Origin of the sequence: Agriterribacter sp. (assembly GCF_035497235.1) — a bacterium.
GTDB lineage: Bacteria > Bacteroidota > Bacteroidia > Chitinophagales > Chitinophagaceae > Agriterribacter.
The window spans coordinates 101,866-126,879 of sequence record NZ_DATJEB010000058.1 but is presented as its reverse complement, the minus strand read 5'-3'; the positions used below and the strand labels follow the sequence as shown (position 1 = coordinate 126,879).

Below are 25,014 nucleotides of genomic sequence, written 5' to 3'. Positions count from 1 at the left end.
TTAGTTGTTACAAATTGCGAAACTTATTGTTATCGCACTATAAAACTAACCTGCCTTTCGCAGGCAGGATTGGCGGCGCAGCATTTTTGGTGCTGCATGACCGCAACAACTGCACTATGCTTTTCTTACATAATTACTTCGTACAGCAACGCTTCGTATAGCAACGTTGTGAAATTATTAATTATTCTATTCCTTAATACCCGGGAAAGTTATACTGTATGCTGGATATTGAACTTTTTGGTAATGATAAAAACAATGAATGGCTTATCCGGAACTTTGAAGCATACCGGTTTACAGGTTCTTCCCTGGCAGATAAGTTTATTCCCCGTCCTGATATTTCCATCATTTTTCATTTCAGAGACTGTCCTTTGATTTCAGGTGAAACTTCCCTGAAATTAGAGCCCTTTTTCGTAGCGCCTATTATTCCCAGGGCTATCACGCTACAATTCAGGGGCAATATGGACACATTGGCGGTAAGCTGCAAAGCAACTGTTTTCTCACAGCTATTTAAATTGGATATGTCTCCCGTTTCAAAACGAAGCATCAATCTCCCTCAGCATATCTTTTTCCCGGCTTGGAAAGCAATGGCAAATCTTAATACCACGAATAAGCGAATGGCTTACTTTTCCGGCTTTATAAATTCAGTGCAGCAAACGCCTTACAGACCTGATGCTATAGATATGCTTTACGATAAGATACTGGAAAAGAGCATTACATATCCCCTGAAAGAAATTATGCAGGAATGTTTTGCTAGCAAAAGCACTTTACTCCGGAAATTCATTAAGCGTACGGGAGTAAGCCCTAAAACACTGGCACGCGTGGTGCGGTTAAATTACCTGTGGACAAAAATAAGGGATGAAAATGCCGTGGATTATCAGGAATTGATTTTTGACGGCAACTATTTTGATCAATCCCATTTTATAAATGATTTTAAAGCCATGGTTGGCGAAACTCCGGGCTATTTTTTTAATCGCAATCTGAATATTGTAAAAATGTTTTCGGGTAAGCCTGCCGGCAAAATATAAAATTGAGACTTTTTTCCAATCAAAGGGTTTTATTCCTGTTTATCTTGGCGCGGAACTACAGGTAATACAATCATTATAAACCCGGTGAAATACAATGAAAAAATATTCCTGCTTACTATCCTTAATTACTTTTGCGCTCTTCATCAGCCAGGATGCCAAAGCGCAAATTTTGAATAAAATCAAAAAGAGAGCAGCAGAAACCGCGGAAAATAAGGTGTTGGACAAGGCTGCTGACGCTACAGAAAAAACAATAGATAACGCTACGGAAGGTGTGAAGGGTAAGAAAAAAGACGAAAAGCATATTAAAAAGAAGACCGGCGACAACAGCGGGGACGATGGTGAAAACGCGACTGTTGCCATTAGTGCAAAATCCGACACAGGATCTTTAATATTATATTCCAATTATGATTTTGTTCCGGGCGACAAGCTCATTTATTTTTACGATATGGCCGGTGAAACCGATGCTGAAATACCCGGCCGCATGCTGCTCAACTCCGGCAATGCGGAAATACAAACCTATAAGGGCGAAAAAGTATTGGTTGCGCCTGCCGGGGGAGAACCCTATATGATGCCCTATATGAAAGAGAATGTTTACCTGCCCGAACAGTTTACCTTAGAGTTTGATGTGCTGTCAAACGGGATCAGCAATACAGACGGTGCTCAAATCACCCTTTATTTCCGCGAAAAGGAAGAAGCAGGCAAAGGTTCGGCAACTGCTCCCATCAGGGTATCGCTTAGTGCCATTTCAGGAGATGAGGGTCAGCCTGGTTATGGTTTTGAAGTGTACAGGGAAAACGGATCTTCTGTGGGAGGGTTTCGAAATTTTCCGGAGGCAGCCGTAAACCCTGCCCAGAACAACTGGCGGCATGTTGCCATCTATGTCAACAAAAATATCGGCAAGCTGTATGTAGACCAGCACCGGCTTGCTGTGCTTAACCAGGTTGAACCGGGCAGAGCAAATATGGTGGAGATTGAAGTAAGCAATAGTGAAAATCCGGTTTTGTTCAGGAATTTCCGTATAGCCGCAGGTGGCGCTGATTCGTATAATAAAGTTATTACGGAAGGGAAATTCATTGCTTACGGTATTCAGTTTGATGTGAATAAAGCAATCCTGAAACCCGAATCTATGGGTACCATCAACGAATTTGTGAAGATGATGAAAGAAAATACCGGCCTCAAATTTGAAATAGGTGGGCACACCGACAGCGATGGAACGGCAGAACGGAACAATATACTCTCACAGGAACGCGCAGATGCCGTAAAAAAACAAATGGTTGGCATGGGTATAGATGGAGTTCGGTTAAGCACCAAAGGATATGGCCCGTTAAAACCGATAGCTAACAACAGTTCTGCCGAGAACAAGGGTAAAAACCGCCGCGTAGAATTTGTGAAGCAATAGTTATCCTGCTTACCCAATCGTAATATTGCCGTGCCGGAGTCAGAGGCTGCGTATATTGGCATTTGCAGCAGCGTTCCTGCGTGCGGTAAAGGGAACTTCGTCCGGGAGCACCTCCGCATCAAACCCGTAATCTTTTAAAAGCGCAATGATGAGTGCAGGCTGTATTAGGTCTGAAGTGCATTTCACACGAAGGATACAGTCGCCATCCTGCAGGTCAAAATTGGCCTGGTAATGGAGAAATGATTGTTGTATGCGTTCAATCAGTATACCGGCATCATGCCGGTTGTAAACATTGGTTTTAAACACTTCTATCATTTGTTATGCAGGATTGATTAACATTAAACTGAACCGGCGTGGTAACTATGCCATTGCAGGTTTACGCCTTACCGTATCTTTTAATCTTTTATGATGGCAGTACAAACCTACATTCCATCAATAAACTATAGCGGGGGCAGATACGGCAATTTAAGGGGTTGATTACGACAAAAGAATGTTTTATTTTTAGGATATGAAACACATATCCATACTGGTTCCGTTAGGGCATAGCAGCCTGCCTAACATTGACGGTACACACCAGGTACTTTCCGAAGCGAACGGCTTTCTTGCTGCTATGGGCAGGGAACCCCTGTTTACCATCAGGCTGGTAGGTCTTTCTAAGGAAACTACCCAGCGTAACGGACTGTACACGATATGCCCCGATTGTTTGATTGGGGAAGTAACCAAAACAGACCTTATCATTATACCCGCCATGCACGGCGACCTGGAAAAGGCGATAGAGCTCAACAAAGCCTTTATCCCCTGGATTATACAGCAACACAGCGGGGGGGCGCAACTTGCCAGCTTTTGTATAGGCTCCTTTTTTCTTGCCGCTACCGGTTTGTTAAAGGGGAAGCAATGCGCAACACACTGGCAATTGGCCAATCAATTCCGGAACATGTTTCCTGATGTACACCTGGTAGATGATAAAATTATGACCGAAGCCGATGGCATTTATACCAGTGGCGGCGCTTATTCTTTTTTAAACCTGCTGGTATACCTGATAGAAAGATATGCCGGACGCGATGTGGCTATACTCGTTGCCAAAGCGTTTATGATTGATATAGACCGCTTCAGCCAGTCGCCTTTTATTATTTTCCAGGGACAAAAAGCGCACCAGGACGAGCCGGTAAAAAAAGCGCAGGAGTTCATTGAACAAAATTTTGAAGAAAAAATAACCGTAGACCAGTTAGCCTCCATGTTCGCCCTTGGCCGCAGAAGCCTGGAGCGCCGGTTTAAAAAAGCTACCAGCAATACCGTTACGGAGTATATACAAAGAGTAAAAATTGAAGCGGCTAAAAAAGACCTGGAAGCCGGGCGTAAGAATATTAATGAAGTGATGTATGAAGTGGGTTACAACGATGTGAAAGCATTCAGAACAACATTCCGGAAGGTTACCGGACTGTCGCCTGTTGAGTATAAAAATAAATACAGTAAAGAGATATTAACGGCATAGGTCACTTTGTTGGCGGCTCGTTGTTTTTTCATTTGCCGGTTCATAGTAAAGAATTACAGCACCTCCACTGAAAGTTGTTGTATTTATGAGTTTAAGAATAGTTCTGTTGTTAATGTTTTTAAATAATGGCAAACTACTTCCTGCAATAACAGGATGAATACAAAGTTGATATTCGTTTATCAAATTAAGTTTTGTCAAAGCTACAATCAAACCCGAACTGCCAACGAAAATGTCTTTACCTGATTGCAGCAATTAGCTTTCTCATATTTCCTCATATTTCGTTTTTTACTCGTCTGTCTGTTTTATTCCGGTCGTCCTGGAATGACCGCTAACGCCTTGATTGTTACTATGAATCAGCCCGGTATTATTCCGGCATACAGCATACAGCTCCGGTACGGTGGCCGTTTAAATGTTAGTTCTGTTTTATGGCATTGGGGTCCATATAAATGGTTTCCCACAGGTGCCCGTCCAGGTCCTGGAAACCGTGTCCGTACATCCAGCCCTGGTCCTGCTTTTTATGAGGAACCGTTGCGCCGGCTTTTAGCGCTTTGCTCACCAGTTCATCTACTTCTTCACGGCTGCCGGCAGATAAGGCCAGTATGGTTTCCGTAGTTTTGCTGGCATCGGCAACCTGTTTATTCGTAAATGTTTTAAAGAAACGCTCTACCAGCAACATTACAAATATGTCTTCACTCACGATCATGCATGCCCCCCGGTCGTTGGTAAAATGCGTATTAAAGCTGAACCCCAGTTGTGTAAAAAAATCTTTAGACCGGCTGAGGTCTTTAACAGGCAGGTTCACGAATATTTTTGTTGACATGGTGGGTTTGTTTTAATTATATTTTCATTGCCGGGTAACCTAAAAGTCTCCGTCATAGCGCAATCTGCCCGATACAATTGGCTTTGCGGTAAGTACAGAAGGCAATGAGATCACAATGTGTCATCTTCATGCCCGGCATCATTTCAAAGGATGCGTCTAATTTTTCATTATCCGCTTTCATCAGCAATACCTCCAATGACATGCGCAAAAAACGTTGTTTGCATATCATACAGCACAACAATAGAAAACATGCGGTGGCTAACTGTTTTTGTTTCCATATTTATTTTTGTTTTATAAAATGATCTGCGCATTCCATTTAATGTGCCTGAATTTTTTTATTCCGGCGTTCTCTCTTCGTGGCATCGCCTGTTGCGGCGCTCCATTCGGGGTGCTGTTCGCTATTGTTCAAAATGCACCTGCCGGCATGGGTTTAAAATTCAGTATAGAACAACAAACCTAATACCATTAAAGGATTTTGTTAGGGTGTAAATACGGCAATTGAGGGGGCTGGCTGCGACAGACTATTTACCTGGCTTGCTGTTGCTGGCGCTGCCTGGCAGCATTTTATTTTTCCAAAAGCTATTAGATGTTAAAATAAATTTCTATATTTCTAAGGTTTTTTTTATACACTATAAACTCAACTATTATGAAAAACTATTCAATAGTTTTTTGTTTTGTATGCATTTCATGCATACTTGTTTTTACGCAATGCAGTGAAAACAAGCGTGAGCCTCAAACCGTTGAGGCAGCGCCTCCCCAGGCAACAAATTTTGGCGGCTATGCAAGCCAGGAAGAATGGGGTCAGCATCTTGTTACCATTGGCGGCTGTAATGATTGTCACACGCCCAAAAAAATGACAGATCACGGCCCCGACTTTGACAGCGCTTTGTTACTATCCGGTCATCCGGCCCAATCACCTCCTCATCCGGATGTTAATCGTAAAGAAATGGAAATGAAAGGACTTATAGTAACCAACGATTTAACGGTATGGGCAGGTCCCTGGGGCGTTTCATATACGGCTAACCTCACTTCCGATTCTACGGGTATTGGCAATTGGAAAGAAGAACAGTTCATTTACGCTTTAAGATATGGAAAACTGAAAGGATTACCCGGCTCCAGATCCTTATTGCCGCCAATGCCATGGAATGCAACTAAAGAAATGACCGATGGTGAACTGAAAGCTGTTTTTGCTTTTTTGAAAGCTACAAAACCCATACACAATATTGTTCCCGCACCCCTTCCACCAATAGCCGCAGTTCATTAAACAATATGTAATCAAAAAATGAGGCTGTCTCAAAAGGGCCGGTATAGAAGATTATGCCGCCGGGTAGGCAAGCGGGAGAAACTCCCGCTTGCCTACCCGGCAACTTCGTGGCAAAATATTACTTTTTAGACAACCCCATCTGCAGAAGACACTATTGCTTAAAACGGCTAACTACTATTGCCTGTTCACACATCAGCCGCGGCAATATTCCGCAGTAGTTATGCTATGGGTATACGTTGTGCATTTTCCGAAAGCCAGGTTTCAAACGATTTTAATTCAGGGTTTAGTTCCCTTGAAAATTTTACGTCCCTGACGCTGTTGCAAACGTCATCAAAATCGCGGTAAAACTGAAACATGTTTCCCAGGTCATCGGCTCCCGGAAAGCCAAACGCACGGTAGGTTTCGGGGGTTACATTGTTATAGCCAACTTCCTGCCCCAAAACTTTTGTAAGGGCTTTGGCCATTTCATTGCCGGTAAGCTGTTCACCGGCAATACCAACCGTTTTACCCAGTAAAGATTTTCCTTTCTTAAAAATACCATAAGCGCATTTCCCAATATCTTCAGCAGCGATACCCGCCATTTTTTTATCGTCCATTGGAAAAGTAATATACAGTTTACCATCCGGGCCTTTTTTAGGGCCGCTGCCAAAATAAATAAAGTTATCCCAGTAAAAAGAAGCCCTCATAAAAGTAACCGGCAGATCTTCATTTATAAATAACTGGTCGGCTTCGCCTTTCGCGTCAAAATGCGGTACTTTATATTTGCCCTGCAGGGTAGGCATCCTGTTATCGTTTAGCGGAACCCATTTACGCGTATCTTCCAGCGTTGACCATATTACATGTTTTAAGCCGGTGGCATGAGCGGCATGAGCAAAATTTTTGGCCTGCTCATATTCTTTTTCGGGCGAAAAATGATCCCAGAAAAAAGTTACAAAATAAGCACCATAAGCTCCATTTAATACTTTTTTAATGCTTTCCACATCATTAATATCGGCAGTCACTACTTCCGCCCCCAATGCGGCGAGTGCTTTAGCCTTATCGGAGCTGGTATCTCTTGTTACGGCCCTAACGGCAAATTCACTGTTTTTGTCGTTTAATATGGCGTAAGCAAGTCCGCCACCCTGCGCACCGGTTGCTCCAAATACAGCAATAATTTTTTTAGACATAAAAAATATTTTCTTTAAAGTTACATCACTAATAGCACAAATTATGGCTTAGCCTTGGGTGGATGCAGTCAGCATTCTTTTTATATAAACAAATAGTGACCCTGTTACGGATTCAGCGGAACGAGGTTTGCCTAAGCTTCTGCTGAAATATCTTCGCTACTGGCAATATGGAGTCTTCCGCCTGTGGCAACGGGTGTTTTTGCAGGTTCCGGGGTTTCTTTAATGATGAGCGGGCCTTATTGTGTTATTATCAATACATCTGCAAATAGCGCTGGTTAATAAAATGCCACATTAGGGCAGAAGCCCTGAAGAGTGCGACGCAATTGGATTTCATAGTAGTACTGTAGCTGGGTACATAAAAATCAGTATGCAAAAGAAGATTCCGGTTCATTTGGGAAAACGGGTTATAATATAAAAAACAGGGTTGCTGCGCAACCATCGGGCAATAAACTCCGTAATATAGTATTAATAAAGTTTACCGCGGTTTGGAACAATTGTTATATCTGGTAAGAGGCTGTGCTGCCAATGATGCAAAATGTCAGAAGATTTTTTACGAAAAATACCTGGGATTTGCATTGAAAACGGTATACCGTTACCTGAGCAGCTATGAAGCGGCAGCCGAAGTTACCAACGATGCTTTTGTAAAAATATTCAGGGCGTTTGGCAAGTTCGAATATGCACGTGCCGCTAATATTGAAAGCTTGCTAATGGCCTGGATACGCAGGATTGTGATTAATACGGCCATAGATCATATACGGGTAAACCAGGCGCAAAGAAAGTATCAGCCCATTAGTGAAGATGCATGGTATGATCCGGAAGCGGAAGTAAGATCGGATGACCAGTTGCTGTATAAAGAAATCATTGAGCTGGTAAGAAAACTAAGTCCCGCGTACAGGGCCGTGTTCAACATGTATGTAATTGACGGGTATTCGCACCAGGAAATCGGGAAGATACTGGGCATATCTGTTGGTACATCAAAATCGAACCTTGCCCGGGCGAGGGCATTTTTGCAAAAATACCTTGTAAAAGATAATAAGGATAATGTGTTATGTTTTACCTGAAGAACGATGATATGGAAGCGCTTTTCCGTAAAGCCGCGGAAAACTATGAGGTGGATACCCAAAAGGCGTCTGACTGGGAAAGGGTGCATGCCGCTTTACGCGGCGATCAAAATTTACCGGAAGCAGGTAAGAAGAAGAAAAAGCGCCGCTTTATTTTCTGGTGGTTCCTGCTGTTCCCTGCAGGGTGGATGGCGCATAATACCTGGGTCAGGGATTTTAATCAGCATTCATTCAAAAATGCGGATCCGGTTATTTACCGGCAGCCCGGCGCCGCTGCGCGCATTCAGCCTGTTGTCCCGGGTGAAAGCATTGCTTTTACCGATGCGGAAAAAAAGGAGAACATAGGAGCAGGTAAAGTCACCGGAAAGAAAGCGGGTAATGGCAACTCTTTGATAACAGTACGGCCGGGGAATGCGCATTTAAGGGGTAAATTGGGAAATATGCAGGACAAAGCGGGAGCGTCATTAAAGGGTTTGTTTTATGCGCCTGCTTTGCTTCTGCAAAAAGCGGGGAACGGGAATTGGGTGCTGCCTGCACTGACAGTAGAAAAACAAATGATGCGAAGTACCATTCCCCTGAATAATGATAATGATAAGGCTCAGCAGGAACCCGCAACAAAGGAGGAGGTGAAACCGCCTGCCGCTAAAAACCACTATTTCTATATACAGGCATTGGTTTCACCCGATATAAGTACGGTTAAGTTTCAAAAAGCATCGGGTTTGGGTTACAGTGGCGGCTTATTGCTGGGCTACCGGATCAGCAAACGGTGGAATGTGGAAGCCGGGGCATTATGGGAAAAGAAATTATACTATACTAAAGGTGAATATTTTGATAAGTCAAAACTGGGTCAATACTGGAACAATGCTGAAATTTATTCGGTTAACGGCAATTGCCATATGATCACTATCCCGGTTAATGTTCGATATAATTTCAGTGCCGGTAAAAAGAACAACTGGTTCATTACAGGCGGCATGTCTTCTTATTTGATGAATAAAGAATATTACGATTACACGTATGAATATTATGGAAATGTGCATACAAAGGGGTATACCTACAAAGAAAATTCACAAGCCTGGATGGCAGCTATAAACCTGGGTGCGGGATATGAACGCAAAATTGGAAAATCCTTTCAGTTTCGTGTGGAACCTTATTTCAGGCTGCCTGTTTCCGGTATGGGTAAGGGTAATCTTTCACTAAACAGTGGTGGTATATTTATAGGTATCGGGAAAAGATTCCATTAATCATAACAGTAGTATTACAGGGATATGCGAAAAAAAATAATACTTTTTTTGGCACTGGTAATCGTATGTCTTGCCTTTGCCTGGTACTGGTATAATAAGCCGCGGGAAGGCATTGCCGGTAAGCACACGCAACTGTCTGTGAGCGCGGCACTTTTGTATGAAGGGTTTCATGCTGATGAGGCTGCGGCAAATGAAAGGTTTTTAAACAAGGTGATTGAAGTTAAGGGAAAGGTGGGCGACATTATTCTGAATGGCAATGACGCGGTGGTAATGCTGGATATACAACCGGAAGGGAGTGGTATAAGCTGCTTTTTTTCACCCGCATCGGCATTAACAGATAGTCACATAAAAAAAGGAATGGAAGTAGTAGTGAAAGGGAAGTGTACTGGCTTTAATATGGATGTTAATTTAACCGATTGCATCATTATTTTATAAAAATTCAGGCGTATTATGATCCGTAGTCTTCTATATATATGGGTGCTGATTCTTTTTATTTTGGCTCTGGGTAGCTGTTCCAAAGCATCAGAAGATATGCTGATGACAGTACAGCAATGCGATACCAGCGGCATGAAATACAGTGCAGATGTTTTACCCATTATTACAACCAACTGTTATTCCTGTCATGCCAATGGTATCGTTAACGGCGATGTTAGTTTAGATGGCTATGCTAACCTGAAAACGCAGGCCGATAACGGCAACCTCGCGGGAGTAATTACCCATACCGGCGGCTATCCTCCCATGCCGGATAACGGTGGTAAGCTGTCTGACTGCGAGATCAATAAAATAAAAGCGTGGATAAAAGGAGGAGCGAAAGAGGATTAGAGGTGTGAGGTATCAGGTATCAGCAGTCAGCTATCAGGCGAGTAACCACTAATGATGGGATGAATACTCCTTCTTTGTACTGCTGATTGCTGACAACTAATTGCTGACAGCTTTATGGGGTATGGGATGTAAGGTGAAATGGACATTCTAAAAAAATCAGTGAATGAAGAAGTTTATATTTTGTATCGGTTGCTGCGTACTGGTGATTTCAGCGGCATCAGCACAGGTGTATATTACCAGGACGGGTGTTATTCAGTTCTTTTCAAAAACACCCCTGGAAGATATTAAGGCGGAGAATAAGCAGGTTTACGCCGCTGTTGATCTTTCCGGAAAAACGATGGCCTTTTCCATGCTCATGAAAAGTTTTTTATTCAGGAAGGAACTGATGCAGGAGCACTTTAATGAAAATTATGTGGAGAGCGACCGGTATCCCAAAGCTATTTTTAAAGGAACATTTACCGGTGATGTTGATCCGCAAAAGCCGCAGGTATACCCTATTCAGGTGCAGGGGGTAATTACATTACACGGCGTGGAGAAATCCATTAACACACCCGCCACGCTTGAGATCACTGCGGAGGGGTTAACGGGTACTGCACGGTTTAGTCTTTTACCGCAGGATTTTGCTATTACCATTCCGGGTATTGTAAGAGATAAGATCGCCAGGCAAATTGATGTGCAGGTAAAGGTTGACTGCAAACCTGTAAAATGAATTGCAGGAAACACCCGCGTAAAACATTAAAAATATACGGATGAAATATTATGCATTGTTCTTCTTTTTATGTACCGGCTTTGGTAAGATAGCAACGGCGCAGGATTCCAGTTTGCTGCATATGCTGGAAGATTCCATGATGGTGAATAAACAGGTTGGCCATGTTACGGGAACGTTTAAAGGCACGCACATCATCAACACCCAATCTGTGGAAACACCGGCAAAGGGCGTACTGCTGTTTATGATCATGCACCGGTTTGGAAAAATAAATGAAGGTGGGTACGCATTCTTTGGACTGGATAATGCTACCATGCGCATGGGGTTCGATTACGGCCTTACCGATGAGCTAACGGCAGGCGTGGGACGAAGTACTTTTCAGAAAACCTACGATGGATACCTGAAAGGTAAGGTATTGCAACAATCAGAAGGGCCGGGGAGGCATATTCCGCTTTCGGTAACAGCGCTGGCGGGTATAGCCTATACATCGTTGAAATATAGCGATAAGCCTTATCTCAATGCAAAGTACCGTACCAGCTACACGCTGCAGTTGCTGGCAGCGCGAAAGTTTACCCGTAATTTGTCGCTGCAATTGTCGCCCGCCTGGCTGCATTATAACCTGGTGCCTGCCGCCACCGACAAAAATGATGTGTTTGTGCTGGGGATGGGCGGAAGAATGAAGATCACGAAACGTTCGAGTATTAACATTGAGTACAATTATATGCCGGGTAACCAGGTCAATTCATTCAAGGTATACAATTCTCTTTCAGCCGGCTTTGATATTGAAACCGGGGGGCATGTTTTCCAGGTGCATGTAACCAACTCCCAGGGTATGGTTGAGCCTCTGTTCCTTGGCCGTACTACGGGAAGCTGGGGTAAGGGCGATATTTATTTTGGGTTCAATATTTCACGTTCTTTCAATCTTGCTAAGAAACGTTAATTCTTCATCATAAAAAAAATTATATGGAACGAAGGGATTTTCTTCATGATATCAGCCAGCTAACCGTTGCCGTATGCGCGGGAAGCTTATTAGCAGCCTGCTCCAAATCTTCCGATAATAATGCCACACCTGATCCCGGCGGCGGTGGAGGGGGAAACGCTTTAATTACCGCTAATCTTACTTCTGAACTTACGGCAGTAGGCAGTTCAAAAACCAGCGGCAGTGTTATTGTTATCAGAACGGCTGCCGGCAATGCAGCAGCCTCTTTTGTGGCTTTAAGCCTTATTTGTACACATCAGCAATGTACGGTAAATTATATAGGCGACAACGGGTTTAAATGCCCTTGCCATGGCAGTGAATACAGTGTCAGCGGAGCGGTAACCATGGGCCCGGCACCGGCTCCTTTAAAGAAATATACCGTTAAGGTTAGTGGTAATACGCTTACGGTTAGTTAGGGGCAGGATATAAGTTACAAGTTGCAGGGTACAAGTTACAGGGTACGGGGTGCAATTATCAAGTTGCAGTAGACAACCTGATACCTGATACCCGACACCCTCCTTCACGGTTGCACCTGCTTATACAATCCCAATTCCGAGAGCGTAGGGTTTAATCTTGATGACAGGATACGAAGCCTTACTTTTTTTGCCGTTACCGGGTCGAAGCGGATCAGTCGCTTATACCCCACCGTTGTGCCGGTGGCAATGGTTTTCCATTCATTTCCTTCCTGGTATTCCAGTACAAACTTTTCAATACGCTGGCCGATGGTAATATTTTCCTGTAACAACAGCACATCAAAGGTTTTGCTTCCTTTAAGGTTCAGCTCAATTACGGCCGTGGTATCCTTTCTTTTTGTAATCCAGTAGGTATCGTAATCCCCATCAAGCATATGTTTTCCGCTTTTGCCTATGTTTGTGCCCGCGCCATTGGCCAGGTTAACGGCAAAGGTTCCGGCAATCATTTTCCTCCACGCTACCAGGTTGGCTACATCATTTTTGTGTATCACGCCCTGCTTATCCGGGGGAATATTCAGCAGTAGAACGCCGTTCCTCCCTACCGAACTATAATATATGTCCTGGAGTTTTTTAGGCGTCTTTACTTTATCGTCTTCCTTTGCATGGTAAAACCAGCCCGGCCGTATAGATACATCTGTTTCGGCGGGGTACCATACCAGCCCTTTTGCATTTAATATTTTTTCACGACTGCCCAAATCGTTGCCCGTCATATCGCCCTGGGGTTTAAAAACAAGATCGCGCTGTGATCCGGATGCAATTTCCGCCTGATCCAAATTATTGGCAGGCACCACACTCCATTCCGTTTCCCTGCCATACCCGCTTTCAGTACCTACCCACCTTACATCCGGCCCCATAATGGCGATAGTGGCGGCAGGTTGTAGATTACGAATCAGTTGATACCACCTTTCAAAATCATATACCTGTTTTTTCCCGTTAGGGCCCTCGCCATTGGCGCCATCGAACCATACTTCATCCACGCGGCCGTAGCGGGTGAGCAATTCCGTAAGTTGCGCAACAAAAAAATCATTGTAGGCATCTGTTCCGTATACCGAAGCATTCCTGTCCCAGGGTGATACATAAATACCAAACCCAATGCCGTAGGCGCGGCAGGCACCGGCTACTTCCTTTACCACATCCCCTTTACCCGCTTTCCAGGGGCTGGCTGCTACCGAATGATTTGTAGTTGCTGTAGGCCATAAGCAAAATCCATCGTGGTGTTTTGCGGTAATGATCACCTGTTTAATGCCGGCGTTCTTGGCGGCCAGCACCCACTGCTTCGCGTCTAATGCCGTGGGATTAAAAATTTGAGGGTCTTCCGTTCCATCGCCCCATTCTTTATCGGTAAATGTGTTTATTCCAAAATGGAAAAAAGCGGTTAGCTCCAGTTGCTGCCACCGCAACTGGCGTGGCGAAGGTGTTACATTCGCCGCTTTGGCAATAATATCTTTTTCCGTATCGCCGGGTTGTATCAGCACATAATTTTCTTTTGCCTCCTGTCCAAAAGCTATATGGCACAATAGTATAAATGCTAAAGCTATCAGGTTGTTCTTATTCATTTTGCCGCGTATAAGGTGATTTTGTATGTAATTACAATTGCTATTATTATTGTTCAGGCTATTTTCCGTTTATTATTTGTTTCGCGTCCTCATCTTCATATTGTACTATCAATGCATTAAGCCGGGATTTCAACTGCTGTGTAATTTTTTCATATCCCTTTTTACCATACAGGTTATGCATATCGTGCGGATCTTTTTGCAGGTCGTACAGTTCCCAGCTATCTACTCTTTTATAAAAACGGATGAGCTTATATTTTTTTGTTTGCACACCAAAATGAGGCGATACGGCATGTTCTCCATTTTCATAATAGTGATAATACATCGCCTCCCGGCCTTTTTCTTTTTTACCGGTTAGCAAAGGCAGTATGGATTTGCCCTGTATGTCATCCGGAATAGCTACTCCGGCGGCAGCTAAGCAGGTAGGCGCAATATCAAGGTTCATTACATATTCGTTCAGCTTTGTACCCGGCTTAATTACGCCGGGGTACCGCATCATTATCGGCGTTCTGAACGACTCTTCATACATGAAGCGTTTATCAAACCAGCCATGTTCACCCATATAAAATCCCTGGTCGGATAAATATATTATTATGGTATTATTAGCCAATTGATGCTGGTCCAAATAATCTAATGTGCGTCCTATATTCCTGTCTAATGAGGCTGCTGTGCTCAGGTAGTCTTTCATATAACGCTGATATTTCCATTCTGTTAGTGCTTTACCCGAGAGGTTGCGGACTTTGAAATCTTCATAAATGGGTTGGTAACAGGCATCAAATTTGGCGCGCTGGGCAGCATTCATCCGCGTGATGGCGGGTTCGTTGTTATCGGGGGGCAACATTTTCAGATCATAACCCAGTATCATGGTATTGGCAATCGTCATATCCTGCACTTTTGCCGCGGCCCTGTTATCGTAATCATCATAAAAATTTTCGGGCAAAGGAAAAGTAACATTATCAAACATACCCATATCCGTGGTGTCGGGTATCCATGTACGGTGGGTTGATTTATGCCCGATAACCAGGCAAAAAGGTTTGCTCGTATCCCGGCGATCGAGCCAGTCTTCCGCTATATTTTCAACAATATTGGTAGCATATCCTTCTATTCTTTTAGTGCTTCCGTCCATCATTAAAACATCGGGATTATAATAACTGCCCTGTCCCGGAAATATTTGCCAGAAATCAAAACCCTGCGGCTTTGTTCCCAAATGGTATTTGCCTATCCAGGCAGTTTGATAGCCGTTAGCCTGCAGTTGTTTTACAAACAGATCCTGGCCGGCATTAAAATCAGAAGTTTCATTGTCTTTAAAGCCGTTCTTATGACTGTACTTACCTGTAAGCAGCACAGCCCTGCTTGGCCCGCAAATAGAATTGGTAACATAGGCTTTATTGAACAATACACCTTCTTTTGCAATCCGGTCTATATTTGGTGTTTGCATCAGCTTACTGCCATAAGCGCTGATGGTTTGATAAGCATGATCGTCTGAAACAATGATAATGATATTGGGGTGGTTCTTCTTTGTCTGTGCTGTTATGGCCGAACTTACCGCAAAGATGAGAAGTAGTATTAGCAGGAGCTTTTTCATGATCAATTTTTAAGGAAAGGAAAACGCGCAATTTCTATATGTTCATTTTGCATGATCTTTTGTATGCTTTGCACGATGGCAGCATTTTCAACGGCAACATTTTTTGTTTCACCCGGATCGGAATCGAGGTTGTATAATTCCAGGGGGTTGCCGGCCTCCTTCATAACGTTTAAGCGTACCCCTTTCCATTTGCCCATGCGAACGGCCTGTCTGCCGCCATCTTCATGAAACTCCCAGTATAAAAACCGGTGCTGCTTTTGCTTGCCTTTGGATGAGAGCGTTGGCAGCAGGGAAACGCCATCCGTACGCGGTGGTGCAGGCGCTCCGGCTATTGCGGCAAAAGTGGGCATAAAATCCCAGGAGGCTCCTGTAAAGCCCGATACTTTGGGTTTTGCAATAACAGCCGGCCAATAAGCTATCATGGGCGTGCGGATGCCGCCTTCGTACAGGTCTCTTTTTATTCCCCTGAAGCCGCTGCTGCTGTTAAAGAATGCGGGGTCGTTACCGCCTTCGCGGTGCGGGCCGTTATCGCTTGTAAAAATGATAAGTGTACTTTTTTCAATTCCCAGCATTTTTAATTTTTCCACTACCTGTCCCACGTAATGATCCAGCCTGGTTACCATTGCTGCATAAGCCGCATGCGGGTAAGCCTGGGGCTGGTAGCCTTTACCATCCCACAAGGTTGGTATGGCCTGGGGCTGTTCGTTGAATTTTCTTTTATAATATTCCAGCAAACTGTCAGTTTTGGGTAATTGCAAAGCGGCATGCGGTAACGTGTAGGAGAGATACAGGAAGAAAGGTTGTGCTTTATGCTCATCCATAAATGCAAGGGCCTCCTTTTGTATAAGGTCTGGCGCGTAGTATTGCTGGTTGATGGGCGTATTATCGTAATCTATCCTGGTGTCATTGTTCCACAGGTGATCGGGAAAATAATTGTGCGACTGGCGCTGGCAGTTGTAACCAAAAAAGCGGTCGAACCCCTGTTGATTGGGCGTTCCTTCCGACCCGGGGTAGCCTAATCCCCATTTGCCGAAACCGCCTGTAACGTATCCTGCATGCTTCAGCATTTCAGCCATAGTATATGCTGAATCGGGTAATGGTAATTGCCCTTCAGGCTGAATTTCATAATTGCCACGAACAGGCGTATGCCCGGTATGCTGCCCTGTGAGTAAGGCGGAACGTGAAGGAGCGCAAACAGATGTGCCGGTATAAAATTGGGTGAACCGTATTCCGCCGGCAGCCAGTTGATCTATATGGGGCGTTTCAATTTGTTTTTGGCCGTAGCAGCCCAAATCGCCATAACCCATATCATCTGCCAATATAAAAACAATATTGGGTTTGGTTTGTGCAAAAGTGGTGAGTGATAAGAAACAATAAAGAAAAAGAATGGTTGCCTTTGCCATAAGGTGCTAATTTTTTGAATCCCGGATCACTGCAAGATACAAAACCGTAAAATACGGTTTGAAAATGATGTTACTGGTGTTAAATATATCCACCAAACGATCTCATGCCATATCCCCACATCATTGCAACAAGGATAAGACCAATGCCCACAACAATATTCAACAGCTTTCTGTTTGCATTGAAAAGTTTAATAATTCCAAGAACAATGATCACCGGTCCAAATAAGGCCAGGTTATAAAAGAGATATAATTTTTCCAGGAATTCTACCGGCGGAATCAAATTGTTTAAGTCTAATCCAATTCTCCCTGAGTGAAATAACCCAAATGGAATCAAACTTAAAACGATTATTAAATTGAGGAGCCCTATATTTTTAAATTCTATTTTCATTTGAGTAATGATATGTGCGATAGCGTTCATAGCAACCACCTCGCTTTATATATTCTTAATCCCTGCTGTTTGAAAATGCTGTTGCCCTCAATATCTGATACTTCATCCGTCCACCACTTTTCTTTGGGCCGGATAATGATCGTGGGATATCCTTCAGGTCCGGATGACACGCTTTTTATATTTTCTCCGAACCGGGTGCTTACCTTCTCCGCTTTTTTGCTTTGCACATCAACTTTAAATATGGCCGAATGGGTGCTGAGCCACAGCCCATCTTTGCTATATATTCTGTAGAGATCATGAGCACCGCTATCGGGCATGGTTACAGAGTCAACCGCTATCAGCGCGGGATTATTTTTGTCTGCATTATACCTGTATGTTTTTAACTGATCCCGGGACACGGTATACAATCGTTTTTTCTTTTTATCCCATACCAGGTTGTGCCCATCGCGCAGGTAAAAATCTTTACGTACTGTTTGTTCGGGATCATCCTTACCGGCAGTAACAAAAATGCTCATGAAATTTCCCGTACTGGAAGCGCTCACAATATTTCCGTCGGGCAGTTGTTCAGCAGAATGCGTGTTACCTCCGGCATACGCATAAAATATTGTTTTCTTGTCGGCTACGCGGATAAGCGCCAAACCTCCGCCGGAAGCACAGGCAAGTATATATTTTCCATTTTCAACCGGCTTTGCATCACTCATCGCTTCAAACCACCCGACATGCTGCGGTTTAATATCGGGCCGAACGGAAGGTCTCCATTCCCATACTATTCCAGAGGCTGCTATATCGGCAATGGCTACACGGCTTTTTGATTGTTCGGAAAGTATGATATATTTTTTCCCCTTTTCGGGATACCAGTTTGTTTGGGCATTTGGAGTATGTAAAAATGTTGTGAGCAGAAAGCTGGTGAATAGGCTCATTGAATATTTCATCTAAGATATTTTTTACCGCAAAGCGCGCTAAGAAAATTACGCAAAGACCACGGGAGTTGGTCTGTGTGCCAACGCCGGTTTTTACCAAGGCATATACAGTTCAAGGTAAGGTGAATGATGATCTGTTTAGTCATCAGATAGTGTTATCCACACAGGGGCATGATCGCTTGTTTTTTCCCAGCCTCTTACATTACCGTTAACGCCGGCGCCGGTGAGGCGGTTGCTGAGGTTTGGACTAAGCAGGAAATGATCAATACGCAAACCCGCGTCTCTGCTGTATGCGTTACGGAAATAGTCCCAATACGTATATACTTTGTCGTTAGGATAAAGCTTTCGTATGGCATCCGTCCAGCCCTGTGCCAGCAATGTTTTAAAAGCGGCGCGAACTTCCGGCCGGAACAGCGCGTCCTCTACCCAGCGTTCGGGTTTGTAAACATCCTGCTCAACGGGTATAATGTTGTAGTCTCCCGTAAGCACTGTGGGGCTGCCGGCGGCAAGCAATTCGGCCGCATGCAGGGTAAAGCACTCCAGCCAGCGCAATTTATAATCAAATTTTGGACCCGGGGCCGGATTGCCGTTGGGCAGGTACAGGCAGCCAATGGTAATTCCATTAATGATCGCCTCTATATAACGGCTATGGGTATCTTCCTTATTGCCAGGCAACGCGCGTCTTATTTCTTTTATTGCCAGGTTACGTGACAGTATGGCAACGCCATTCCAGCTTTTCTGCCCATGCCAGATGGCGTTGTAGCCCGCAGCCTGCATAGCTTCTTCCGGAAATTTTTCCTGGGGTGCTTTGAGCTCCTGCAGGCAAACAACATCCGGCGTTGTTTCATTCAGCCAGCGAAGCAGTACCGGCAGATGACCGTTTACACCATTAACATTATAAGTGGCAATTTTCATAATATATTAACCGGGTATAAAATATAAAAATAGTAGTATGTTAGTAATAAATAGCAGCAAAGAATAGGATAACTGCTTTACCTGTTACCATAGTTTAAAGCCTTTTGTAAAAGTATTATTTTTTTTGCCTTTTATTAGTTAAATATCTCCGAACAGGTATATCATAAATAATCATTACCAGGTAAGCGAGGCCAATTAAAAGTATTGTTCCTGTTATTACAATAAAAACGAGGCCGGTTCCCTCCGGCTTATTATTGGTATAATAATGCCCAAACACCCATATTGCCGCATAATGCGTCATATACAGCGGATAGGATATTTTACCGGAAAGCACACAAATTTTCTTCCACCCTGCGGCTAACCTGGCACCGGCACCCAATGAAACAATCAAAGGAAAATAAACCAGTACGACCATTCCTTCTGCCAGCCAGTTCCATGTAAAATGGGGCATTACAAAAGCTAACGATAACAATACAGCCAATCCCGCAAAACCCAGGCGGTTTTTAATAATCCAGTTAGTGCGGTAAATGAATAGTCCTGCTAAAAAGGAATAAGCAATGCGCACACCGCCCTCGGGAAAATTTTCGCCAGCCCAACCACCCATTAAGTTTCCTGCCCGGTAGCTAACAAAACAAAGCGCTGCCGCTGCAACCAGGGTTGATAAAAGCAGCCAGCGGCGGCTAAGCTTAGAAAGAATAACAGCATAAAAAATGTTGGCAACATATTCCCAGAATAGCGACCACGAAGGGGCATTGAAACCGAACAGGTTAAATGCACGATCTTCCATTACCGGAAAGGGAATGAGAAAAACAGAACAAACAAAAAGTAAAATAATTTTTCCGGTGCTATATATTGCTGAATCGCCACCAAACGGATCAAATAAAAAGCCCAGTAAGCCCAGCACTGAACCTGCAATAACCAAAGGATGTAATCTGATAAGCCTTGATTTAAAAAATTCGTATATCCCCATTTTCCCTATGCGGTTGTCATAAGCATAGGCAATAACAAATCCGGATAAACAGAAGAAAAAATCTACTGCCAGGAAGCCATGCCCGATAAAATTTTTGATAGGGTCCGGGTAGATCCATTCCATGAAATGAAAAACTACAACAGCCAACGCTGCAACGCCTCTCAAGCCATCAAGAATATGAAAATGTTGTTTGGTTTTTAGAATGACAGAGTTTAATTTATTCGCGTTCTCAGCTTCCATTGTGTTGGGTTAAGGACAAATATACAGATGACGGGTATACTTGCCGGTATTATTCATTAGCTATTGACGGCTATCTGTACCTGGCTATTATTGCAATAAGCAGTGCGCACATACGCAACCGTTTTTATATTTATACCTGAACTAAAAAAATCTTCCATTATCTTCATCTTTGTTAAACAAATGATTAAGCAAAAGCAAAACTTTTTAGGTATTGTAGCCCCTTTCCTTAAAGGTATCGGGCAAATTATGTTACAGAATAATGCATGGACAGGCCTGTTTTTTCTTGCAGGAATATGCTGTGGTTCATACCTGATGGGCATTGCGGCTATACTATCTGTAGTAACCGGAACCTTTACTGCAAAGTGGCTGAAATATAATGAAGATGAAATCAATGACGGGATATATGGCTTTAGTGCCGCGCTGGCGGGTGTTGCTTTAATTTGTTTCTTTCAGCCAACAATTTTGATTTGGAGCGCCATACTCATCGGCTCAGCCCTGGCAACTATGATACAGCATTTGTTTATTAGGAAAAAAATTCCCGCTTTTACATTCCCGTTTATCGTGGTAACCTGGCTGTTTTTAGCCGTTGTTCACTATTGCCCGGCTTTGGTTCAGCCGCAGCAGGGAGTAACCAACGCATACGCAAATGATTATCTTACCTTGTTTTCCCTCGGTTTCGGGCAGGTTATTTTCCAGGGAGATATTTATGCGGGAATACTGTTTTGTATCGGCGTTTTTATTAATCGTCCAGTTGCTGCAATGTATGCTATGTTAAGCATTGCGTTAAGCGCTATAATAGCCTGCCTGTTAAAAGAATCTGTAAATGATATTTACCTGGGATTATTAAGTTATAACGCTGTGCTTTGCGCTATTACTTTTGCGGGTAACAAAGCCGGGGATTTTTTCATGGCTTTCCTATCGGTTGTATTGTCTGTTCTGATCATGATCCAAATGCGGCACATGAACCTGCCCGCGCTAACATTTCCTTTTGTATTTGCCACCTGGCTCACCTTAGGTATAAAAGCAACCCAACAAGCGGTTCAGTTAAAATTAAAGCAATAAAGCAGTCATTCATATTTTGAACTGCAACGTTTTATTTTTGCATACAATAAAATCGGAACTTTACAGAATATGAACGCACTCAATGCCTTATTTTCCAACCCGGGTTTAGTAGAAGAAATCACTTCTAAATCACGTAAAAAAACGCTTTCCAGCGGTGATGCTTTAATTCTTCCCGGCGATGTTTTATTTTTTGTGCCAATTGTATTAAGTGGCGCTTTGCGCATTGTAAGGGAAGATGAGGAAGGCCGCGAGGTTTTTTTGTACCATTTGTATCCTTCTCAAACATGCGCGATGGCAGTTAACTGTTGCCAGTCTACAAAGAAAAGCATGATAAAAGCGATAGCGGAAGATGAAACGGAAGTATTGATGGTGCCTGCCGATTTAATAGATCAGCTATTCAAATATCCCGAATGGAAAGCATTCATCAACAATACTTACAGCAGCCGTTTCGCAGAACTGATTGAAGTAATTGATTTAATCGCTTTCAATAGCCTGGATAAAAAAATACTGAACTATTTAGAAAAGAAAAAAGAAGCTTTACATACATCTTCCCTGTACATAACCCATCAGCAAATTGCAGGTGAATTAAATACGCATAGAGAAGCCGTAAGCCGTTTGCTACGTACAATGGAGCAGAAAGGGATTGTGAAACTGGGAAGAAATACAATTGAATTGTTGTAGCGGAAACACGGGTCATTTAAAAGCGCTGCAACAGGCTCAATACCGCCCATTCAGGTATCTGGCATTTTTAATTCAATACCCTTTCAGCTTCTAACGCTGAACGAGTACCCGCATTACAGCATCTTATCCAACAAATGTTCCCAAAAAGGTTGTGCCACTTGCGCAATTTTGCCTTTCATTTTAATTATTCCATACAAATATTAAAAAAGGCAAATGAAGATTTTGGGAAAAAGATATATAGTCATCAGCAGGATATTTTTTACCGTATTTTTTTTGAGATTATTTTTAATCAATGCCCAGGCACAACAAAAAACGGAATTTCTTTCTTTGAAAGAAGCTGTACATGCGGTTATTTCTAATAATAGCGCCGTTCAGTCCGCCAAAATTGATGAAGCCATCGCTCAGGAAAAATATAAGCAAAGCAATGCGGGTTTTCTTCCGCAGGTAAATTTGTCTTACACTGCGCTTGCCACAAATAATCCATTATATGTATTTGGATTTAAACTGCAGCAAAGAACGGTAACTGCCGCCGACTTCAATCCGGATAAATTAAATCATCCTTCAGGAACTTCCGATTTTACTACTAAAATTGAAGTGTTGCAACCACTGATCAATATGGATGCGGTTTATATGAAAAAGAGCGCCGGGGTTCAGGTAGAAAGTTATCAGCTTAAAACCAAAAGAACCAAAGCGCATTTGATTTTTGAAACACAAAAAGCCTATCACCAATTGCAAATGACACACCAGGCCGTGGCAGTTTTAGAAGAAGCGTTGTCAACTGCAAAATCAATCTATGATTTCACTAACAACAGGGTACTCCAGGGATTGATTCAAAAATCGGATTTACTCAATGTGGAAGTACAGGTATTGGATATGGAAAGCAATCTGAATGAAGCAAAAAATAATGAATTAAATGCGGCTGACTACCTGAGTGTTTTAATGAACAAACCTACAGGCGTTTTATATACTACAGATGAGATGAAACAAGATCAGGCCTTAGAGAAAACAGAAATGAGCCTGCCGCAGAACCGGGCTGATCTCTTAGCGATAGAAAAAGCAATGGAAGCCACGGGGCTGATGGAGAAGTCTTTAAAGATGAAATATTTGCCCCGCTTACATGCATTTGGTTCTTATCAATTAAATGATAAAAAAATTACCGGGTTCAATGCCAATTCTTATTTCTCCGGCATACAACTTACCTGGAATATTTTTGACGGAAACAATATCAAACGGCAGGTTGCGGGGTTAAAATTAGAACAGGATAAACTGGGTGTACAGCTTCATTCCATGCAACAGGAAAATCAAATGATGCTGGACAAGTCTTACCGGGATCTGGCGAACGCTTTGTTCAAAATAAAACAGCAAAATGCTGCTATAGCCCAGGCGGGTGAAGCATTGCGCATTCTGCAAAACCGTTACGAAGAAGGATTGGTGAATACTACCGATGTACTTACCGCACAAACTCAATTATCCCGGCAAAAATTAATGCTGGTGCAGGCCGTTTTCAGTTGCAATGTAAGCCAGGCATACATCCGGTTTTTAACTACAACAGACACCAGTAATCAAAATTAATTATGAACCAAACAGGATGGCAAGCAACAAAACAGGAACATGAAAAAGGCAAAACGCCATCCTGTGAGCTCCATCAGACCATTTAAAAACAACAAATATTTACAGATGAAACGTAAACAAAATAGCACCTTATTGCTTCTTGGATTGATTACCTTATTCGCGGGTGCCTGTTCTTCATCTTCTGAAAAAGATGTGGTAAAGGAAAAAACACCGGCGATAGAGGTTAGCGTAGAAAATCCATTGATAAATACAGATAATTCTATAGCGGTAACAGGGCAAATTGAATCATCCCACTCTGCCAATATCAGTACCCGTGTAATGGGATATATTACCGGTATAAAAGTAAAAGCCGGAGACCATGTACACAAAGGTCAATTGCTGGTTACCATCAGCAATGAAGATATCCTGGCAAAACGGGCCCAGGCCGATGCAATGATTTCCGGTGCGGAGGCATCCTTTAAAAGCGCAGAAAAAGACTACGCACGATTCACCAGTTTATACCATCAAAAAAGTGCAACAGCCAAAGAGCTGGACAATGTTACCCTTCAATACCAGGCGGCAAAAGCAGGATTGCAATCAGCCAGGCAAATGAAAGCAGAAGCCAATGCCATACTTGCTTATACGAATATTACCGCACCGTTTTCAGGTGTGGTTGCACAAAAGCTAATGGATGCAGGAAGCATGGCAAATCCCGGAATGCCTATTTTGGTTGTAGAGGAAAATAAAAACTTACTGGTAAGTGCAGTGATACCCGAAACTGAAATCAGCAGGATTCAATTAAAATCCCCTGCTACCATTTTCATAAAATCAATAGATAAAACTTTCAACGGAACGGTAACAGAAATCAGCCCCTCATCTATAGCCACCGGCGGGCAATATGTAGTAAAAATAAACCTGCCGCAGGAAGCACAAAACAGCCTGAATGCCGGGATGTACACCAATGTAAACATCATTACAAAAGATAAATCACCTGCAATAAATAGTGAAGCCGTATTGGTTCCTTTAAGTGCGATTAATCATATCGGGCAACTTACTGCTCTTTATACGGTGAGCAATAACAATACTGCTTTGCTCAGGTATGTGCGTCTTGGAAAAACATACGGGAATAATGTGGAAATACTTTCCGGACTCAATAAAAACGAAAGTTTTATAGCATCTGCCGAGGGTAAATTATATAACGGGGTTCCGGTAAAAGTAAAGCCAATATGATTGCAGGATGTGGTTTGCTCATTTGGTATAACACAGGAATTAATTTAAAAACTGATTAATTACAGATA

At 43.0% G+C, this 25,014-nt stretch carries 28 protein-coding genes; 16 read left to right on the top strand and 12 right to left on the bottom strand.

Annotated features, from left to right (window positions below; translation table 11 throughout):
* Positions 1-218 precede the first annotated feature (218 nt).
* Together VL121_RS21315 and VL121_RS21310 are read left to right on the top strand one after the other, a co-directional pair.
* Entirely contained in the window at positions 219-1,025 is an 807-nt protein-coding gene (locus VL121_RS21315; protein ID WP_325408640.1) for a helix-turn-helix domain-containing protein, read from the top strand.
* A gap of 94 nt (positions 1,026-1,119) precedes the next feature.
* Positions 1,120-2,424 (top strand): OmpA family protein, encoded by a 1,305-nt coding sequence (locus tag VL121_RS21310; protein WP_325408639.1) that lies wholly within the window; start codon positions 1,120-1,122, stop codon positions 2,422-2,424.
* 39 nt (positions 2,425-2,463) lie between these two features.
* Here VL121_RS21310 and VL121_RS21305 read toward each other — a convergent pair whose 3' ends face one another.
* Positions 2,464-2,739: a hypothetical protein gene (locus VL121_RS21305; protein ID WP_325408638.1), complete on the bottom strand. Its 276-nt coding sequence runs from the start codon at positions 2,737-2,739 to the stop codon at positions 2,464-2,466.
* A 193-nt stretch (positions 2,740-2,932) separates the two neighbouring features.
* Here VL121_RS21305 and VL121_RS21300 point away from each other — a divergent pair, with 193 nt between their 5' ends.
* Positions 2,933-3,916: a GlxA family transcriptional regulator gene (locus VL121_RS21300; protein WP_325408637.1), complete on the top strand. Its 984-nt coding sequence runs from the start codon at positions 2,933-2,935 to the stop codon at positions 3,914-3,916.
* On the opposite strand, the gene VL121_RS21295 is transcribed toward VL121_RS21300, so the two are convergent.
* The 3 genes from VL121_RS21295 to VL121_RS21285 all read right to left on the bottom strand — a co-directional run bounded on the left by VL121_RS21295 (position 3,905) and on the right by VL121_RS21285 (position 4,938).
* Positions 3,905-4,168 (bottom strand): dihydrofolate reductase family protein, encoded by a 264-nt coding sequence (locus VL121_RS21295; protein WP_325408636.1) that lies wholly within the window; start codon positions 4,166-4,168, stop codon positions 3,905-3,907. The genes VL121_RS21300 and VL121_RS21295 overlap by 12 nt on opposite strands.
* A 160-nt stretch (positions 4,169-4,328) precedes the next feature.
* Positions 4,329-4,736 (bottom strand): VOC family protein, encoded by a 408-nt coding sequence (locus VL121_RS21290; protein WP_325408635.1) that lies wholly within the window; start codon positions 4,734-4,736, stop codon positions 4,329-4,331.
* A 52-nt stretch (positions 4,737-4,788) separates the two neighbouring features.
* A complete protein-coding gene (locus VL121_RS21285; protein WP_325408634.1) occupies positions 4,789-4,938 on the bottom strand; it encodes a hypothetical protein in 150 nt (49 codons plus the stop codon).
* A 96-nt stretch (positions 4,939-5,034) separates the two neighbouring features.
* Between VL121_RS21285 and VL121_RS21280 the strand changes: the two genes are divergently transcribed.
* Entirely contained in the window at positions 5,035-5,196 is a 162-nt protein-coding gene (locus VL121_RS21280; RefSeq protein WP_325408633.1) for a hypothetical protein, read from the top strand.
* Positions 5,197-5,382: 186 nt separating this feature from the next.
* Complete coding sequence (locus VL121_RS21275) at positions 5,383-6,000, top strand: diheme cytochrome c-553 (protein WP_325408632.1); 618 nt, start codon at positions 5,383-5,385, stop codon at positions 5,998-6,000.
* 218 nt (positions 6,001-6,218) lie between these two features.
* Here VL121_RS21275 and VL121_RS21270 read toward each other — a convergent pair whose 3' ends face one another.
* Positions 6,219-7,166, bottom strand: a complete 948-nt coding sequence (locus tag VL121_RS21270; protein ID WP_325408631.1) for an NmrA/HSCARG family protein — start codon at positions 7,164-7,166, stop codon at positions 6,219-6,221.
* Positions 7,167-7,651: 485 nt separating this feature from the next.
* Between VL121_RS21270 and VL121_RS21265 the strand changes: the two genes are divergently transcribed.
* From VL121_RS21265 to VL121_RS21235, 7 genes are all read left to right on the top strand, one after another.
* Positions 7,652-8,227, top strand: a complete 576-nt coding sequence (locus tag VL121_RS21265; protein ID WP_325408630.1) for an RNA polymerase sigma factor — start codon at positions 7,652-7,654, stop codon at positions 8,225-8,227.
* Entirely contained in the window at positions 8,215-9,468 is a 1,254-nt protein-coding gene (locus VL121_RS21260; protein ID WP_325408629.1) for an outer membrane beta-barrel protein, read from the top strand. Before VL121_RS21265 ends, VL121_RS21260 begins: the two co-directional genes overlap by 13 nt.
* A gap of 24 nt (positions 9,469-9,492) precedes the next feature.
* The gene (locus VL121_RS21255) at positions 9,493-9,903 is read left to right on the top strand and encodes an OB-fold protein (RefSeq protein WP_325408628.1); all 411 of its coding nucleotides are present in this window, start codon (positions 9,493-9,495) and stop codon (positions 9,901-9,903) included.
* A gap of 15 nt (positions 9,904-9,918) precedes the next feature.
* Complete coding sequence (locus VL121_RS21250) at positions 9,919-10,290, top strand: c-type cytochrome (protein ID WP_325408627.1); 372 nt, start codon at positions 9,919-9,921, stop codon at positions 10,288-10,290.
* 163 nt (positions 10,291-10,453) lie between these two features.
* Complete coding sequence (locus VL121_RS21245) at positions 10,454-10,999, top strand: YceI family protein (RefSeq protein ID WP_325408626.1); 546 nt, start codon at positions 10,454-10,456, stop codon at positions 10,997-10,999.
* A gap of 40 nt (positions 11,000-11,039) precedes the next feature.
* A complete protein-coding gene (locus tag VL121_RS21240; RefSeq protein WP_325408625.1) occupies positions 11,040-11,936 on the top strand; it encodes a DUF5777 family beta-barrel protein in 897 nt (298 codons plus the stop codon).
* Between the two features lie 23 nt (positions 11,937-11,959).
* Positions 11,960-12,391 (top strand): QcrA and Rieske domain-containing protein, encoded by a 432-nt coding sequence (locus tag VL121_RS21235; protein WP_325408624.1) that lies wholly within the window; start codon positions 11,960-11,962, stop codon positions 12,389-12,391.
* A gap of 104 nt (positions 12,392-12,495) precedes the next feature.
* Here the strand turns inward: VL121_RS21235 and VL121_RS21230 are convergent, their stop codons facing one another.
* From VL121_RS21230 to VL121_RS21200, 7 genes are all read right to left on the bottom strand, one after another.
* A complete protein-coding gene (locus VL121_RS21230) occupies positions 12,496-14,004 on the bottom strand; it encodes an alpha-L-fucosidase (protein WP_325408623.1) in 1,509 nt (502 codons plus the stop codon).
* Positions 14,005-14,062: 58 nt separating this feature from the next.
* Positions 14,063-15,586, bottom strand: a complete 1,524-nt coding sequence (locus VL121_RS21225) for a sulfatase family protein (RefSeq protein WP_325408622.1) — start codon at positions 15,584-15,586, stop codon at positions 14,063-14,065.
* Between the two features lie 2 nt (positions 15,587-15,588).
* The gene (locus VL121_RS21220; RefSeq protein ID WP_325408621.1) at positions 15,589-16,989 is read right to left on the bottom strand and encodes an arylsulfatase; all 1,401 of its coding nucleotides are present in this window, start codon (positions 16,987-16,989) and stop codon (positions 15,589-15,591) included.
* Positions 16,990-17,068: 79 nt separating this feature from the next.
* Positions 17,069-17,377 (bottom strand): hypothetical protein, encoded by a 309-nt coding sequence (locus VL121_RS21215; protein ID WP_325408620.1) that lies wholly within the window; start codon positions 17,375-17,377, stop codon positions 17,069-17,071.
* A 26-nt stretch (positions 17,378-17,403) separates the two neighbouring features.
* Positions 17,404-18,309, bottom strand: a complete 906-nt coding sequence (locus VL121_RS21210) for a DUF6528 family protein (RefSeq protein ID WP_325408619.1) — start codon at positions 18,307-18,309, stop codon at positions 17,404-17,406.
* Between the two features lie 126 nt (positions 18,310-18,435).
* Positions 18,436-19,212: an exodeoxyribonuclease III gene (gene xth / locus VL121_RS21205; RefSeq protein ID WP_325408618.1), complete on the bottom strand. Its 777-nt coding sequence runs from the start codon at positions 19,210-19,212 to the stop codon at positions 18,436-18,438.
* Positions 19,213-19,327: 115 nt separating this feature from the next.
* Positions 19,328-20,422, bottom strand: coding sequence for an acyltransferase family protein (locus tag VL121_RS21200; protein ID WP_325408617.1), 1,095 nt, complete (start codon positions 20,420-20,422; stop codon positions 19,328-19,330).
* A gap of 180 nt (positions 20,423-20,602) precedes the next feature.
* On the opposite strand from VL121_RS21200, the gene VL121_RS21195 reads away from it, so the two are divergent.
* The 4 genes from VL121_RS21195 to VL121_RS21180 all read left to right on the top strand — a co-directional run bounded on the left by VL121_RS21195 (position 20,603) and on the right by VL121_RS21180 (position 24,946).
* The gene (locus tag VL121_RS21195; protein WP_325408616.1) at positions 20,603-21,484 is read left to right on the top strand and encodes an urea transporter; all 882 of its coding nucleotides are present in this window, start codon (positions 20,603-20,605) and stop codon (positions 21,482-21,484) included.
* A 69-nt stretch (positions 21,485-21,553) separates the two neighbouring features.
* Positions 21,554-22,165, top strand: coding sequence for a Crp/Fnr family transcriptional regulator (locus tag VL121_RS21190; protein WP_325408615.1), 612 nt, complete (start codon positions 21,554-21,556; stop codon positions 22,163-22,165).
* Between the two features lie 213 nt (positions 22,166-22,378).
* Entirely contained in the window at positions 22,379-23,737 is a 1,359-nt protein-coding gene (locus VL121_RS21185) for a TolC family protein (RefSeq protein WP_325408614.1), read from the top strand.
* Between the two features lie 105 nt (positions 23,738-23,842).
* Positions 23,843-24,946, top strand: a complete 1,104-nt coding sequence (locus tag VL121_RS21180; RefSeq protein WP_325408613.1) for an efflux RND transporter periplasmic adaptor subunit — start codon at positions 23,843-23,845, stop codon at positions 24,944-24,946.
* The last annotated feature ends 68 nt before the right edge of the window (positions 24,947-25,014 follow it).